This window comes from Kitasatospora sp. NPDC059812, from assembly GCF_042732075.1.
Lineage (GTDB): Bacteria > Actinomycetota > Actinomycetes > Streptomycetales > Streptomycetaceae > Kitasatospora.
This window is the reverse complement of record NZ_JBHWIO010000007.1, coordinates 86511-99008: the sequence shown is the minus strand read 5'-3', so window position 1 is coordinate 99008 and position 12498 is coordinate 86511. Positions and strand designations below refer to the sequence as shown.

The window sequence follows — 12498 nt, the reverse complement described above, 5'->3', positions numbered from 1 at the left end:
CCATGGCACCGCGTCCACTGAACGAGATCGTCGAGCCCGGTTGGGCCACCGCCCTGGAGCCCGTCGGCGGGCAGGTCGCCGCCATGGGCGACTTCCTGCGCGCCGAACTGGCCGCCGGCCGCACCTACCTGCCGTCCGGGCCGAACGTGCTGCGGGCCTTCCAACAGCCCTTCGCCGACGTGCGGGTGCTGATCGTCGGACAGGACCCGTACCCGACCCCGGGCCACGCCGTCGGGCTCAGCTTCTCGGTGGCGCCGGAGACCCGGCCGATCCCGGCCAGCCTGATCAACATCTTCCAGGAGTACGGCAGCGACCTCGGCCTGCCCCAGCCGTCCAACGGCGACCTCACCCCGTGGACGCAGCAGGGCGTCCTGCTTCTCAACCGCGCGCTGACCACCGCGCCGCGCAAGCCCGCCGCGCACCGGGGCAAGGGCTGGGAGGAGGTCACCGAGCAGGCGATCCGGGCGCTGGTGGCGCGCGGCGGCCCGCTGGTGGCGATCCTGTGGGGGCGCGACGCCCGCAACCTGCGGCCGCTGCTCGGGGAGATCCCGGCGATCGAGTCGGCGCACCCGAGCCCGTACTCGGCGAGCGGCGGCTTCTTCGGCTCGCGGCCGTTCAGCCGGGCGAACGAGCTGCTGGCGCGGCAGGGGGCGCAGCCGGTGGACTGGCGACTGCCGTAGCAGACCGGAGTCAGCGGCAGACGTCAATCTCACTCCAACGAGTGAAATGACGTTCTGTGTGGCTCCTGTGACGGACTGTTCGAGAAGACTGGCGGCTCACCGTTCGGAACGCCGGCCCCTCCCCGCCTGTCGCGGGTGACGTCTGGGCGCGCTCCGGATCAACAGCACCTGTGGGGGTACCGCCATGTCTTCTCGTTCCACCAGCTCCGCCCGTTCCGCCGGTTCCACCCGTTCGGCTCGTTCCGTCCGCCGAGCCGCTTCCGCCGCCGCCGTGGTCGCGGCCTGCACGCTGCTCACCGTCCCGCCCGCGTACGCGGCCCCGGCCGCGCCGGCGGCCACCCCGGCGGGCACTGCGTCGTCCTCGCAGCCGTCCTCGCAGCCGTCCGCCGCCTCGCCCGGCAAGGCGCGCGCCGTCACCGCCGAACTCGCCCTGGACGTCAGTCTGTTGAACAAGACGGTCGATGTCCCGGTGGACCTCGCGCTCAACAAGGTGGAGACGCCGGCCCAGCGCGAGGGCTCGCTCCTCACCGCCAAGGTCGACGGCGTCGACCAGCAGGGCCCGGTCACCCTGGTCAAGGCCGACATCGGCACGGCCGTGACCCGCATCGACGCCAAGGGCGCCGCCGCCTCCGTCAAGCTGGTCAACGCCGACGTGCACGCCCCCGGCCTGCCCGCCACCACGCTGATCGGCCTGGAGGCGATGAGCGCCGAGGCGACCTGCCCCGTCGACGGGCAGCCGACCGCCGACGTCGTCGCGCCCGCCAAGCTGACGGTGCTCGGCAAGCCCGTCACCATCGGCCTGTACGGGCCGACCAAGGTGGACGTGCCGCTGATCGGCAGCGTGTCGGTGGAGCTCTCCAAGAAGAGCACCACCTCGACCACCGCGGCCGCCTCCGCCCTGGAGGTGCAGGTGGAGGTGAACCCGTTGAACCTGAACGTCGCCAAGGTCACCGGCAAGATCACCGTGGCCTCGGTGAGCTGTGAGAAGCCCTCCGCGCCGGTTGCCGGTGCGACCCCGACCCAGGCCCCGACGTCGCCCGCGCCGACCGGCACCGCCGCCGCCACCACCGCCCAGCCGGTCGCGGACACCAGCACCACCGCCCGCGCCGTCGTCCCGCAGGCCGCCACCGAGAAGCCCGGGCCGTCGGAGAAGCCGGCCGCCGGCCTCGCCGCGACCGGCGGCAGCAGCGCCACCGGCCCGCTGGCCGCCGGGGCCGCCGCCCTCGTCGCCGGCGGGGCCTGCGCCCTGTGGGCCACCCGGCGCCGCCGGGCCGCGCACGCCCGCCGGAGCTGAGCCCCGGTCCCTCGCGGTGCGGGAGCGCCATCCCGGGTGCGACCCCGGAACCCCGGGTGCCATCCCGGAACCCCGGGTGCGACCCCGGCACCCCGGGTGCCATCCCGGAACCCCGGGTGCGACCCCGGCACCCCGGGTGCCATCCCGGAACCCCGGGTGCGACCCCGGCACCCCGGGTGCCGCTCTCGCCACTCCGGGCGCCGCCCTGGCACTCCCGCACCGTGACCGTGCCAATACGGAGGGTTGGTTCACATCCGCGTTACACAAGAGGAACAACCGGGAAACGGCGGCTTGCGACGCTACGCGGGCACCCACCACCCAGCAATGCGAGGTACACCGCCGTGGCAATCAAGGCCGAGTACATCTGGATCGACGGCACCAAGCCGACCGCGAAGCTCCGTTCCAAGACTCGGGTCCTGCCCAACGCGGACAAGATCCCGACCTGGGGTTTCGACGGCTCCTCGACCAACCAGGCGGAGGGCCACGCCTCGGACCGCGTGCTGGACCCGGTGAAGGTCGTGCCGGACCCGATCCGCGGCGGTGACAACATCCTGGTCCTGTGCGAGGTGCTGGAGACCGACGGCACCCCCCACGCGTCCAACACCCGCGCCCTGCTGCGCGAGGTCGACGAGAAGTACGCGGCGCAGGAGTCGATCTTCGGCATCGAGCAGGAGTACACCTTCTTCAAGGGCTCCCGCCCGCTCGGCTTCCCGGAGGGCGGCTTCCCGGCCCCGCAGGGCGGCTACTACTGCGGCATCGGCGCCGAGGAGGTCTTCGGCCGCGAGATCGTCGAGCTGCACCTGGACCGCTGCATCGACGCCGGCCTGGCGATCTGCGGCATCAACGCCGAGGTCATGCCCGGCCAGTGGGAGTTCCAGATCGGCCCGGTCTCCTCGCTGACCGTCTCGGACGACCTGTGGATCGCCCGCTACCTGCTGTACCGCACCGCCGAGGAGTTCGGCATCGACGCCACCCTGGACGCCAAGCCGGTCAGGGGTGACTGGAACGGCGCGGGCGCGCACACCAACTTCTCCACCAAGGCGATGCGCGAGGGCTACGACGCCATCATCACCGCCTGCGAGTCCCTCGGCGCCTCCCAGGACAAGGTGCTGGAGCACGTCAGCCAGTACGGCGACGACATCCAGTCCCGCCTGACCGGCAAGCACGAGACCGCCCCGTGGAACGTCTACAGCTACGGCGTCTCCAACCGCGGCGCCTCGGTCCGCATCCCGTGGCAGGTCGAGGTGGAGCAGAAGGGCTACATCGAGGACCGTCGCCCGAACGCCAACATCGACCCCTACGTCGTCACCCGCCTCATGATCAACACCTGCTGCGAGGCCCTGGAGAAGGCCGGCCAGGTCTGATCCGCCCCGCTGCGCACCGGCCGCCGGTCCTCCCGTACAAGGGAGGGCCGGCGGCCGTCGTCGTCGGGCATAATCGCTCGTATGACCGCTTCCGCCCGCCGTGTCCTCGTGCGACGTCTGCACGTGGACCTGGTGCGGGTGTGCGCGGCCGCGTGTTGCCGGTGAGTGTCTCCGTCCTCATCCCGCAGGCAACCCGGCGTAGGAGTGTGTCCGTCCATGTCGCTCGTGTTCCACTGGTTCCTTCCCACCAACGGTGACAGCCGGCAGATCGTCGGGGGTGGGCACGGGTCCACGCCGGGGGTGGCGGGGGCGGACCGGCCGCCGAGCCTGGGGTACCTGGGGCAGGTCGCCCGCAGCGCGGAGCAGTTGGGGTTCGAGGGGGTGCTGACGCCGACCGGCGCGTGGTGCGAGGACGCCTGGCTGACGACGGCGATGCTGACGCAGGTGACGGAGCGGCTGAAGTACCTGGTGGCGTTCCGGCCCGGACAGATCAGCCCGACGCTGGCCGCGCAGATGGCCGCGACGTACCAACGGCAGTCCGGCGGGCGGCTGTTGCTGAACGTGGTGACCGGCGGGGAGTCCGCCGAGCAGCGCGCCTACGGGGACTTCCTGGACAAGGACGCCCGGTACGCGCGGACCGGGGAGTTCCTGGACATCGTCCGGCGGCTGTGGGCGGGCGAGACGGTCGACCACCACGGGCCCCGTCTGCGGGTCGAGCGGGCCCGGCTGAACCGGCTGCCGGAGCCGGTGCCGACGGTGTACTTCGGCGGCTCGTCCCCGGCGGCCGGCGAGGTCGCGGCGCAGTCCGCGGACGTCTACCTGACCTGGGGCGAACCGCCCGACCAGGTACGGGAGAAGATCCGCTGGATCCGCGAACTCGCCGCCGCCCGCGGGCGGGTGGTGCGGTTCGGGATCCGGCTGCACGTGATCACCCGGGACACCGCCGCGCAGGCCTGGGCGGAGACCGAGCGGCTGCTCGCCGGAATGGACCCGGGGCGCGTGCGCCAGACCCAGCGGGCGCTCGCCGAGAGCGAGTCGGAGGGCCAGCGGCGGATGCTCGCGCTGCACGGCGGCTCGGCCGAGCGGCTGGAGGTGCACCCGGGGCTGTGGGCCGGGATCGGCCTGCTGCGCGGCGGCGCCGGGACGGCCCTGGTGGGCAGCCACCGGGAGGTCGCGGACCTGATCACCGAGTACCACGAGCTGGGGATCGACGAGTTCGTGCTGTCGGGCATGCCGCACCTGGAGGAGGCGTACTGGTTCGGCGAGGGCGTGCTGCCGCTGCTGGCCGCCCGCAACCTGTGGCACCGGCCGTGAACCCGCAAACCGCTGGTCAATCCGCCGGGGCGGCCGGAGAATTCACGGCATGACGCTGCCCCTGCTCCTCCTCGACGTGGACGGACCGCTCAACCCCTACGCCGCGCCGAAGACCCGGCGGCCGGAGGGGTACGACACCCACCGCCTGCTCCCGACCTGGTGGGCGGACCGGCAGGCGCGCTACTCCGGCGCGCAGGCGAAGCCGCTGCGGGTGTGGCTGAACCCGGCGCACGGGCCGGAACTGCTCGGCCTGCCCTACGAACTGGTGTGGGCCACCGGCTGGATGGGCGAGGCGAACACCCACATCGGCCCGAACCTCGGCCTGCCCGAACTCCCCTACATCCAGTGGACGGACCTGTTCGGGGAGGACCCGGACGGCCTGCACTGGAAGACCCGGGACGTGGTCGCCTGGGCGGACGGCCGCCCGTTCGTCTGGGTGGACGACGAACTCGGCCCGCAGGACACCGCCTGGATAGCCGCCCACCACCCCGCCCCGGCACTCACGTTCCACGTCAACCCCCGAATCGGCCTGCTGGCCGCCGACTTCGTGGCCCTGCGCGAATGGGCGGTCGCGGCATGAGGATCGGGACGGTCGAACGGCTGCGGCGCTACCCGGTGAAGTCGCTGCTGGGGGAGGAGCTGGCGGCGGTCGGGGTGGACGGGCGCGGCCTGGAGCGGGACCGCGGCCGCGCCCTGCTCGACCTCGACACCGGGAAGGTCGCCAGCGCCAAGAACCCGCGGCTGTGGGCGGGCCTGCTCGGTTACACGGCGGCGACCACGGCGGGCGGCGTGGTGATCACCGGCCCGGACGGGCGGTGCGTGGACGAGGAGGAGCTGTCGGCGGCGCTCGGCCGCAAGGTCGCCCTGATCGCCGAGCGCCCGCCCGGGGCGACGATCGAGCGGGCCGTGCCGGAGGAGGTGCTGGCGCACGGCATCGAGGCCGAAGTCGACGTCACCGTCAACGAGTTGGGCCGGGCCGCGCCGGACGGCGGCTTCTTCGACTTCGCCCCGCTGCATCTGGTCACCACCTCGACGCTGGCCGCGACCGGCGCCGAGGCGGAGCGCTACCGCCCGAACCTGGTGATCCGCACCGAGGGTGAGGGGTACGTCGAGAACGCGTGGGTGGGGCGGGAGTTGGCGATCGGGCCGGTGCTGCGGCTGCGCATCGTGGTGCCCACGCCGCGCTGCGCCGTCCCGACCCTGCGGCACGGCCCGCTGCCCCGGAGCACGTCCGCCCTGCGCGTCCCGGCCGAGCGGAACCGCCTGGTCCCGCTGGAGGGCATGCCCGCGCTGCCCTGTGCGGGGGTGTACGCGCAGGTGCTGGTGCCCGGCCGGGTCGCGGTGGGGGATGCGATCAGGCTGGGCCGAGGCGGGGCAGGGCGGGAGGCGGTGGGGTGAGAACGGCGGCGAGGGCGTCCAGGAAGCGGTCGGTGGTGGCCTCGTCCCGGACGGCGATCCGCAGCCACTCCTCGCCCAGCCCCGGGAAGGTGTCCCCGCGCCGGACGGCGAAGCCGCGCCCGCGCAGCCGCTCCCGGACGGCCGCCGCGTCCGGCAGCCGTACCAGGGCGAAGGACGCGGCCGGCTCGCCGTACACCCGAAGAGTCGGGAAGGCGGCCAAGCCCTTCAGCAAGTACGTCCGCCACAGGGCCAGTTCGGCGGCTGCCTCCTCCGCCTCGGCCAGCGCGGCCGGGCCGCTGCACGCCTCGGCGGCGGCCAGCGCGGGGGTGGAGACCGGCCAGAGCGGTTGGGCGGCGCCGAGCGCGGCGATCAGCGGCGCGGGCCCGAGGACGTAGCCGATCCGCAGTCCGGCCAGGCCCCAGGTCTTGGTGAGGCTGCGCAGGACGACGACCTGGCCGGGCAGGTCCCGGGCCGGGGCGAGGGACTCGCGTTCGCCGGGCACGGTGTCCATGAACGCCTCGTCGACCACCAGGGTGCGTCCGGGGCGGGCGAGTGCGGCGACGGCGTCGGCGGGGTGCAGGACGGAGGTCGGGTTGGTGGGGTTGCCGAGGACGACCAGGTCGGCCTCCTCCGGGACGGCCCCCAGCCGGAACCCGTTCTCGGGGGACAGCAGCACCCGGTGCACCTGGTGCCCGGCGTCCCGCAGCGCCGCCTCGGGTTCGGTGAACTGCGGGTGCACCACGACGATATGACGTGCAGTCAGAACTCGGGCCAGTAGGACGAAGGCCTCTGCCGCCCCCGAGGTGAGCAGCACCTCGTCGGTGGGCCGCCGGTGCCGGGCGGCCACCGCCGCGCGGGCGGCGCCCTGGTCGGGGTAGGCGGCGAGGTCGCCGAGGGTGGCCGCGAGCCGGTCGCGCAGCCAGGCCGGGGGTGTGCCGGTGCGGACGTTGACGGCGAGGTCGACCAGGCCGGACCCGTCGGCGCGCACCTCGGCGTCGCCGTGGTGGCGCAGGTCGGGTTCGGGGGCGGTCACGCGGGGTCTCCTTGCGGGTGGGCGGGCACATCGGGGGCGAGCGGCTGGAGGGGCAGCCCCGGGACGCGGTGGACGTCGTACGCGCCCGGCGGCACGCGCAGCGCCGCGCCGTCGCCGAGGGCGACCAGCGCCACGGCGTGCCCGTGCGCGGCCATGTCGACGGCCAGGTCAACAGCCAGGTCGACGGCCAGGTCGACGGCCGCGCCGGTGGCCGCTCCGGCGCCGTCGTCCGTCGCGATCCGCCTGGTCCCGGGCCGCAGCAGCTCGGCGACCGCCCCGACCGCGCCCGGCGCGCCCACGACCGCCGACGCACGCCGCAGTTCCGCCAGCGCGCGCGGCACCAGCAGGTCGTGCGCGCCCGGTCCGAGTCCGACGACGGCGAGGCGTCCGCGGACCGCCGCCCGGGCGATCGCGACCGTCGCCGCGGCGGACTTCCGTTTGGCGGCGACGAGCTCGCCACCGGGGGCGCTCGCCAGGGCGGCCGCCTCGGCGACGCTCGCGGTGCCGACGGCGGCGCCGACCAGGTCCGACGGGTTCGGCACGGCCACCGCGGCCAGGTCCGCCGCCGGGTGCTCGTCCACCGGCACCCCGCCGAGGCAGAACGCGGCCCAGCGCACCTCCGGGTGGTCCGCCTTGCCGGCCACCGTCGCCAGCCGGGCGATCGAGGCGCGGGCCAGGCCGTGTTCGGCCAGGGTGTCCGTGATCAGCCGCATCAGCTCGGAGTCCGTGGCGCCGCCGCCCGCGCCGACCCCGACGACCAGGGTGCGCGGGTGCACGAGGAGCACGTCCTCGTCGGGGTGGGTGCGGTCGGTGACCCGCAGGACGGGGGCGTCGGCGGGCGCGTCGGCGCGGGCGGAGGGCGGCAGGGCGGGCAGCGGGTACGCCAGGTCGCTCTCCAGCCGGACCGGCCGGCCCTCGGCGAGCGCCCGCGAGGCCGCCGAGCCGCGCGGCCCGCGGGTGTACGTCGACGCGTGACCGACCAGGTGCGCGAAGGGCCGGGCGGTGGCCGGGGGAGGGCTGCCGGTCAGGACGGCCCGGACGCCGAGCAGGGCGGCGAGTTCCTCGGCCAGTTCGTCGGCGCCGCTGTCGCGGCCGGTCAGCGGGACGGCGTAGCGCAGGTTCAGGTCCAGGCTGACCAGGCCGGGCCCGCCCGGGCGCAGGTGCGAGCCGTCGATCAGCAGTTGCGCGGTGGCCGCGACCGGCGCGAGGCAGACCACCAGGTCGTTGCGGCCGAGGGCGTAGTCCAGGGCCTCGGTCGGACCGAAGCAGGCACTGGCCACCGCGGTGTGGATGCGGGTGGTCTCCGGCCAGGCGGCGTGGATCTCGTCGGCCAGCACGCGGCCCGTCCCGTTGAGGGCGACCAGTCCGATCACGTCCCGCTCCTTCACCCAAAGCCCCGTGATCCCCGCACACGAGCATCCGTGATCCCGCCACAAGGGCCCCCGTGATCCCACCACGCCCGGTCGGAACGGGTCAATCGGGGCGGCTGTGGCGTGGACCGCCAACGGGCGGCAGCTGTTCGCCTGTTCTTCACTTGTCTTGTGCGGTACACGACACGGCGCGATCCTACTGTTCTCGGCGCTCCAACCAGGCAGCCCCGACGCACGGAGGACCCGATGGCCTTCGCACGACTCCGCACCCCCGGAACCACGTCCCCCCGCCGCCCCTTCCGCCGCCCGCTCCGCCGGCCCCTCACCGCCCTCGCCGCCGGGCTCGGCCTCGTCGGCGGCTCGCTCGGCCTGTGGGCCGCCGGCGGCAGCGCGGCCGCCGACACCGCCGGCGGGCTGCCCTCGCCCGACCACGTGATCGTCGTGGTGATGGAGAACCACGCCTACTCGCAGGTCATCGGCAGCAGCTCCAGCGCGCCGTACATCAACAACACGCTGGTCGCCGGCGGCGCCACGCTCACCCAGTCCTTCGCGCTCACCCACCCCAGCCAGCCCAACTACTACATGCTGTTCTCCGGCAGCGCGCAGGGCGTCACCGACGACAGCTGCGTCGACGTCGGCGCCCTCCAGCAGCCCAACCTGGGCTCCGAACTGCTCGCCGCCGGCCAGACCTGGGCCAGCTACAACGAGGGCCTGCCCGCCCAGGGCGCCACCGACTGCCGCGTCGACAACTACGCGCAGAAGCACAACCCGTGGTTCGGCTTCGGCAACGTGCCCGCCTCCAGCGCCTACGGCATGGACGCCTTCCCGACCGACTACACCACCCTGCCCAAGGTCTCCTTCGTCATCCCGGACCTGTGCAACGACATGCACGACTGTTCCGTCGGCACCGGTGACACCTGGCTGCAGACCAACCTCGCCGCCTACGCCACCTGGGCCAAGAGCCACAACAGCCTGCTCGTGGTCACCTTCGACGAGGACAACCGCCTCGCCGGCAACCGCATCCCGACCGTCGTCTACGGCGCCCACGTCACCCCCGGCAGCAGCACCGGCACCACCTACAACCACTACAACGTGCTGCGCACCCTGGAGGACCTCGCCGGGCTGACCACCCACGCGGGCAACGCCGCCAACGCCACCGACATCACCGGCATCTGGAACTGACGCCCGTGTACGTCGCGGACTCCCGCAGCTCCAAGGCCCCCGCCGCCCCGGCCTCCGCAACGGAGCCGCCGGGGCGGCGCGGCGCCGCCCTGCGCGCCGTACCCGGGACGGTGCTCGCCCTCGGCGCCGTCAGCCTGGTCACCGACATCTCCTCCGAGATGGTCACCGCCGTCCTGCCGCTCTACCTGCTCACCGGCCTCGGCCTCTCCCCGCTCGGCTTCGGGCTGCTGGACGGCATCCAGAACGGGTTCAGCGCGCTCGTCCGCCTCGCCGGGGGCCACCTCGCCGACCGCCGCGGCCGCGACGGCGCCGCCCGCCACAAGGCCGTCGCGGCCGTCGGCTACGGCCTGTCCGCGCTCTGCAAACCGCTGCTGCTGCTCGTCCACACCGTGCCGCTGATCGGCGCCGTGATCGCCGTCGACCGTACCGGCAAGGGCCTGCGCACCGCACCCCGGGACGCGATGATCTCGCTCTCCACCGAACCCGTCCACCGCGGACGGGCGTTCGGCGTGCACCGGGCGATGGACACCGCCGGCGCCCTGCTCGGCCCGCTCACCGCCTTCCTCGTGCTGCGCCTGGCAGGCGGGCCGATGCTCGCCGACGGCGGCGAACGACACGGCTACAACGCGGTGTTCACGGTCAGCGCGTGCGTCGCCGCCCTCGGCGTGCTGGTCCTGCTGCTGTTCGTGCCGAACCGACCGTCGACTGACGATCCGTCAACTACCGCTCCATCGCTGCGCGACAGCCTCGCCCTGCTGCGGCTTCCCGGGCTGCGACGGCTCACGCTCTGCGCCGTCCTGCTCGGACTCACCACCGTCAGCGACTCCTTCCTCTACCTCCTCGTCCAGCGCCGGCTCGGCCTCTCCGTCGACCTGTTCCCGCTGCTGCCGCTCGGCACCGCCGCCGCCTTCCTGCTGCTCGCCGTCCCGCTCGGCGCCCTCGCCGACCGGATCGGCCGCCGCCGGCTCTTCCTCGGCGGGCACGTGCTGCTGCTGCTCGCGTACGGGCTGCTGCTCTCACCGGCCGGCGGCCCGGCGGTGGCCGTCTGCGTCCTCGTGCTGCACGGCGCCTTCTACGCGGCCACCGACGGCGTGCTCGCCGCCGCCGCGGCCGACGCCGTCCCGGCCGGGCAGCGGGGCGCCGGGCTCGCCCTGGTCGGCACCGGGCAGGCGCTCGCCCGGTTCGCCTGCTCGCTGCTGTTCGGCGCGCTGTGGAGCGCGGTCGGCGGCACCGGCGCGCTGGGCTGGTCGGCGGGGGCGCTCGCGCTCTGCGTGCTCGGCGCGGCCGCCGTCCTGCGTGAACCTGCCGCCACCACCGTCGTCGAGGAGAGCCCGTGAACCGACTCCAGAACCGGACCAGGGTGATCATCCTCCTGGTCGCCGTCCTGCTGCTCGGCGCCGTCGGCACCGGGGCCGTCCTCCACGCCGCCGACCGCACCGCCCGGCGCGACCAGGCCCAGCCCGGCGGCCCCGCCGTCACCGAGGGCGCCGTCACCCTGCAAAAGCCCTCCGAGGGGCGGAAACTGGTCTTCCGCAACATGGCCTGGGGCCCGCACCGCGACGAACTCACCGCCGTCCCCGCCGACCGCCCGGACGGCCCGCGCACCGCCTCCGGCGTCCAGTGCCTGCGCTTCTACGCCGCCGCCGGCACCGGCATCTGCCTCCAGGCCCAGCACGGCGCCCTGGAGGACACCTACCGCGCCGTCGTCCTCGACGACCACCTGCGCGAACGGCGCTCCTACCCGGCGGCCGGCATCCCCACCCGCTCCCGGGTCTCCCCGTCCGGGCACCTCGCCGCCTGGACGGTCTTCGTCAGCGGCGACTCCTACGCGGGCACCGACTTCTCCACCCGCACCTCCATCGTCGACGTCCGCGACTGGAACCTCCGGGACAACCTGGAGACCTTCGACGTGATCAAGGACGGCCACCCCTACCAGGCCCACGACATCAACATCTGGGGCGTGACCTTCGCCGACGACAACACCTTCTACGCGACCCTCGCCACCGGCGGCCACACCCACCTCGTCCGCGGCGACCTCGCCGCCCACACCCTCACCACCCTGCACGAGAACGTCGAGTGCCCCTCGCTCTCCCCGGACGGCACCCGCATCGCCTACAAGAAGCGCGTCCCCGGCCTGTCCCCCGACGCCCCCTGGCGCCTGTACGTCCTCGACCTCGCCACCATGACCGAGACCGCCACCGCCGAACAGCGCAACATCGACGACCAGGCCGTCTGGTCGGACACCGGTACCCTCCTCTACGCTCTGCCCGGCGACTACGGCGCCGACCTGTGGACCGTCCCCGCCGACGGCGGCGGCGCCCCCCGGCGGGTCACCCAGGCCGCGGTCGCCCCCGCCTACCTGGGCTGAGGAACTCTCGGCTACGGTCCCTCGTCGAGCACAATGACGTCCTGATCGAACGGGGGAACGACAAACGTGGACGGCATCCCGCCCGAGCGCGCGGTCACCGACTCCTGGCCGGCCCTGCACGGCCGACCCGTCCTGCGGCGCACCGTCGCCGTCGGACTGGTCCTCTGCGTGTCCGTCGCGGCCGCCCTCGTGGTGCGCGGCGTCAACTCGCTCACCGCCGGCCGCGTCGGCCGCGAGACCGACCGCGACCGCGCCGAACTCCTCGCCGGCCTCCACCCCTCCCAACACCCCGGCGTCGGCCGCTCCTACGTCCCCGTCGGTGCCATCTACACCCACACCCCCGACGGCGCCCCCATCGCCTACCTGCACTACCGCGTCGCGGGCAAGGACGTCGGCCTCGGCGACTTCCTGCGCGCCTACGACCTCCCGGCCCCCCCGCCCCCCCCCCCCCGCCCCCCCCCCCCCCCCCCCCCCCCCCCCCCCCGCCCGCCGGCC

General features: G+C 74.4%; 12 protein-coding genes. 10 read left to right on the top strand and 2 right to left on the bottom strand.

From position 1 onward, the window contains the following. The first annotated feature begins 2 nt into the window (after nt 1-2). The 6 genes from ACFV6D_RS05855 to ACFV6D_RS05830 all read left to right on the top strand — a co-directional run bounded on the left by ACFV6D_RS05855 (nt 3) and on the right by ACFV6D_RS05830 (nt 6050). On the top strand, nt 3-680 hold the full coding sequence (locus tag ACFV6D_RS05855) for a uracil-DNA glycosylase (RefSeq protein ID WP_063349566.1): 678 nt from the start codon (nt 3-5) through the stop codon (nt 678-680). Between the two features lie 184 nt (nt 681-864). Further along, nucleotides 865-1974: an SCO1860 family LAETG-anchored protein gene (locus tag ACFV6D_RS05850; protein ID WP_380558593.1), complete on the top strand. Its 1110-nt coding sequence runs from the start codon at nt 865-867 to the stop codon at nt 1972-1974. A gap of 341 nt (nt 1975-2315) precedes the next feature. Further along, complete coding sequence (gene glnII, locus ACFV6D_RS05845; RefSeq protein ID WP_063349568.1) at nt 2316-3338, top strand: glutamine synthetase; 1023 nt, start codon at nt 2316-2318, stop codon at nt 3336-3338. 216 nt (nt 3339-3554) lie between these two features. Next, the gene (locus tag ACFV6D_RS05840; RefSeq protein WP_380424251.1) at nt 3555-4652 is read left to right on the top strand and encodes an LLM class flavin-dependent oxidoreductase; all 1098 of its coding nucleotides are present in this window, start codon (nt 3555-3557) and stop codon (nt 4650-4652) included. A gap of 49 nt (nt 4653-4701) precedes the next feature. After that, on the top strand, nt 4702-5232 hold the full coding sequence (locus tag ACFV6D_RS05835; RefSeq protein WP_380424253.1) for a hypothetical protein: 531 nt from the start codon (nt 4702-4704) through the stop codon (nt 5230-5232). Next, a complete protein-coding gene (locus ACFV6D_RS05830) occupies nt 5229-6050 on the top strand; it encodes an MOSC domain-containing protein (RefSeq protein WP_380424255.1) in 822 nt (273 codons plus the stop codon). Before ACFV6D_RS05835 ends, ACFV6D_RS05830 begins: the two co-directional genes overlap by 4 nt. Here ACFV6D_RS05830 and cobC read toward each other — a convergent pair. Together cobC and ACFV6D_RS05820 are read right to left on the bottom strand one after the other, a co-directional pair. After that, complete coding sequence (gene cobC, locus ACFV6D_RS05825; RefSeq protein ID WP_380424257.1) at nt 6007-7083, bottom strand: Rv2231c family pyridoxal phosphate-dependent protein CobC; 1077 nt, start codon at nt 7081-7083, stop codon at nt 6007-6009. The two genes, ACFV6D_RS05830 and cobC, sit on opposite strands and share 44 nt — an antisense overlap. Next, nucleotides 7080-8456 (bottom strand): cobalamin biosynthesis protein, encoded by a 1377-nt coding sequence (locus tag ACFV6D_RS05820; protein WP_380424259.1) that lies wholly within the window; start codon nt 8454-8456, stop codon nt 7080-7082. Before ACFV6D_RS05820 ends, cobC begins: the two co-directional genes overlap by 4 nt. Before the next feature lie 243 nt (nt 8457-8699). Here ACFV6D_RS05820 and ACFV6D_RS05815 point away from each other — a divergent pair, with 243 nt between their 5' ends. The 4 genes from ACFV6D_RS05815 to ACFV6D_RS05800 all read left to right on the top strand — a co-directional run. Next, nucleotides 8700-9635 (top strand): alkaline phosphatase family protein, encoded by a 936-nt coding sequence (locus ACFV6D_RS05815; protein ID WP_063349574.1) that lies wholly within the window; start codon nt 8700-8702, stop codon nt 9633-9635. 5 nt (nt 9636-9640) lie between these two features. Further along, the gene (locus tag ACFV6D_RS05810; protein ID WP_380424261.1) at nt 9641-10972 is read left to right on the top strand and encodes an MFS transporter; all 1332 of its coding nucleotides are present in this window, start codon (nt 9641-9643) and stop codon (nt 10970-10972) included. Further along, entirely contained in the window at nt 10969-12003 is a 1035-nt protein-coding gene (locus ACFV6D_RS05805; RefSeq protein WP_063349576.1) for a hypothetical protein, read from the top strand. The genes ACFV6D_RS05810 and ACFV6D_RS05805 overlap by 4 nt, the downstream gene beginning before the upstream one ends. Nucleotides 12004-12069: 66 nt before the next feature. After that, the coding region (locus ACFV6D_RS05800; protein ID WP_380558590.1) for a hypothetical protein at nt 12070-12498 on the top strand (429 nt) is incomplete at its 3' end.

Coding starts and splice junctions, on each gene's coding strand:
- ACFV6D_RS05855 (WP_063349566.1), top strand. CDS start 3: ATGGCACCGCGTCCACTGAACGAGATCGTCGAGCCCGGTTGGGCCACC.
- ACFV6D_RS05850 (WP_380558593.1), top strand. CDS start 865: ATGTCTTCTCGTTCCACCAGCTCCGCCCGTTCCGCCGGTTCCACCCGT.
- ACFV6D_RS05840 (WP_380424251.1), top strand. CDS start 3,555: ATGTCGCTCGTGTTCCACTGGTTCCTTCCCACCAACGGTGACAGCCGG.
- ACFV6D_RS05835 (WP_380424253.1), top strand. CDS start 4,702: ATGACGCTGCCCCTGCTCCTCCTCGACGTGGACGGACCGCTCAACCCC.
- ACFV6D_RS05830 (WP_380424255.1), top strand. CDS start 5,229: ATGAGGATCGGGACGGTCGAACGGCTGCGGCGCTACCCGGTGAAGTCG.
- ACFV6D_RS05815 (WP_063349574.1), top strand. CDS start 8,700: ATGGCCTTCGCACGACTCCGCACCCCCGGAACCACGTCCCCCCGCCGC.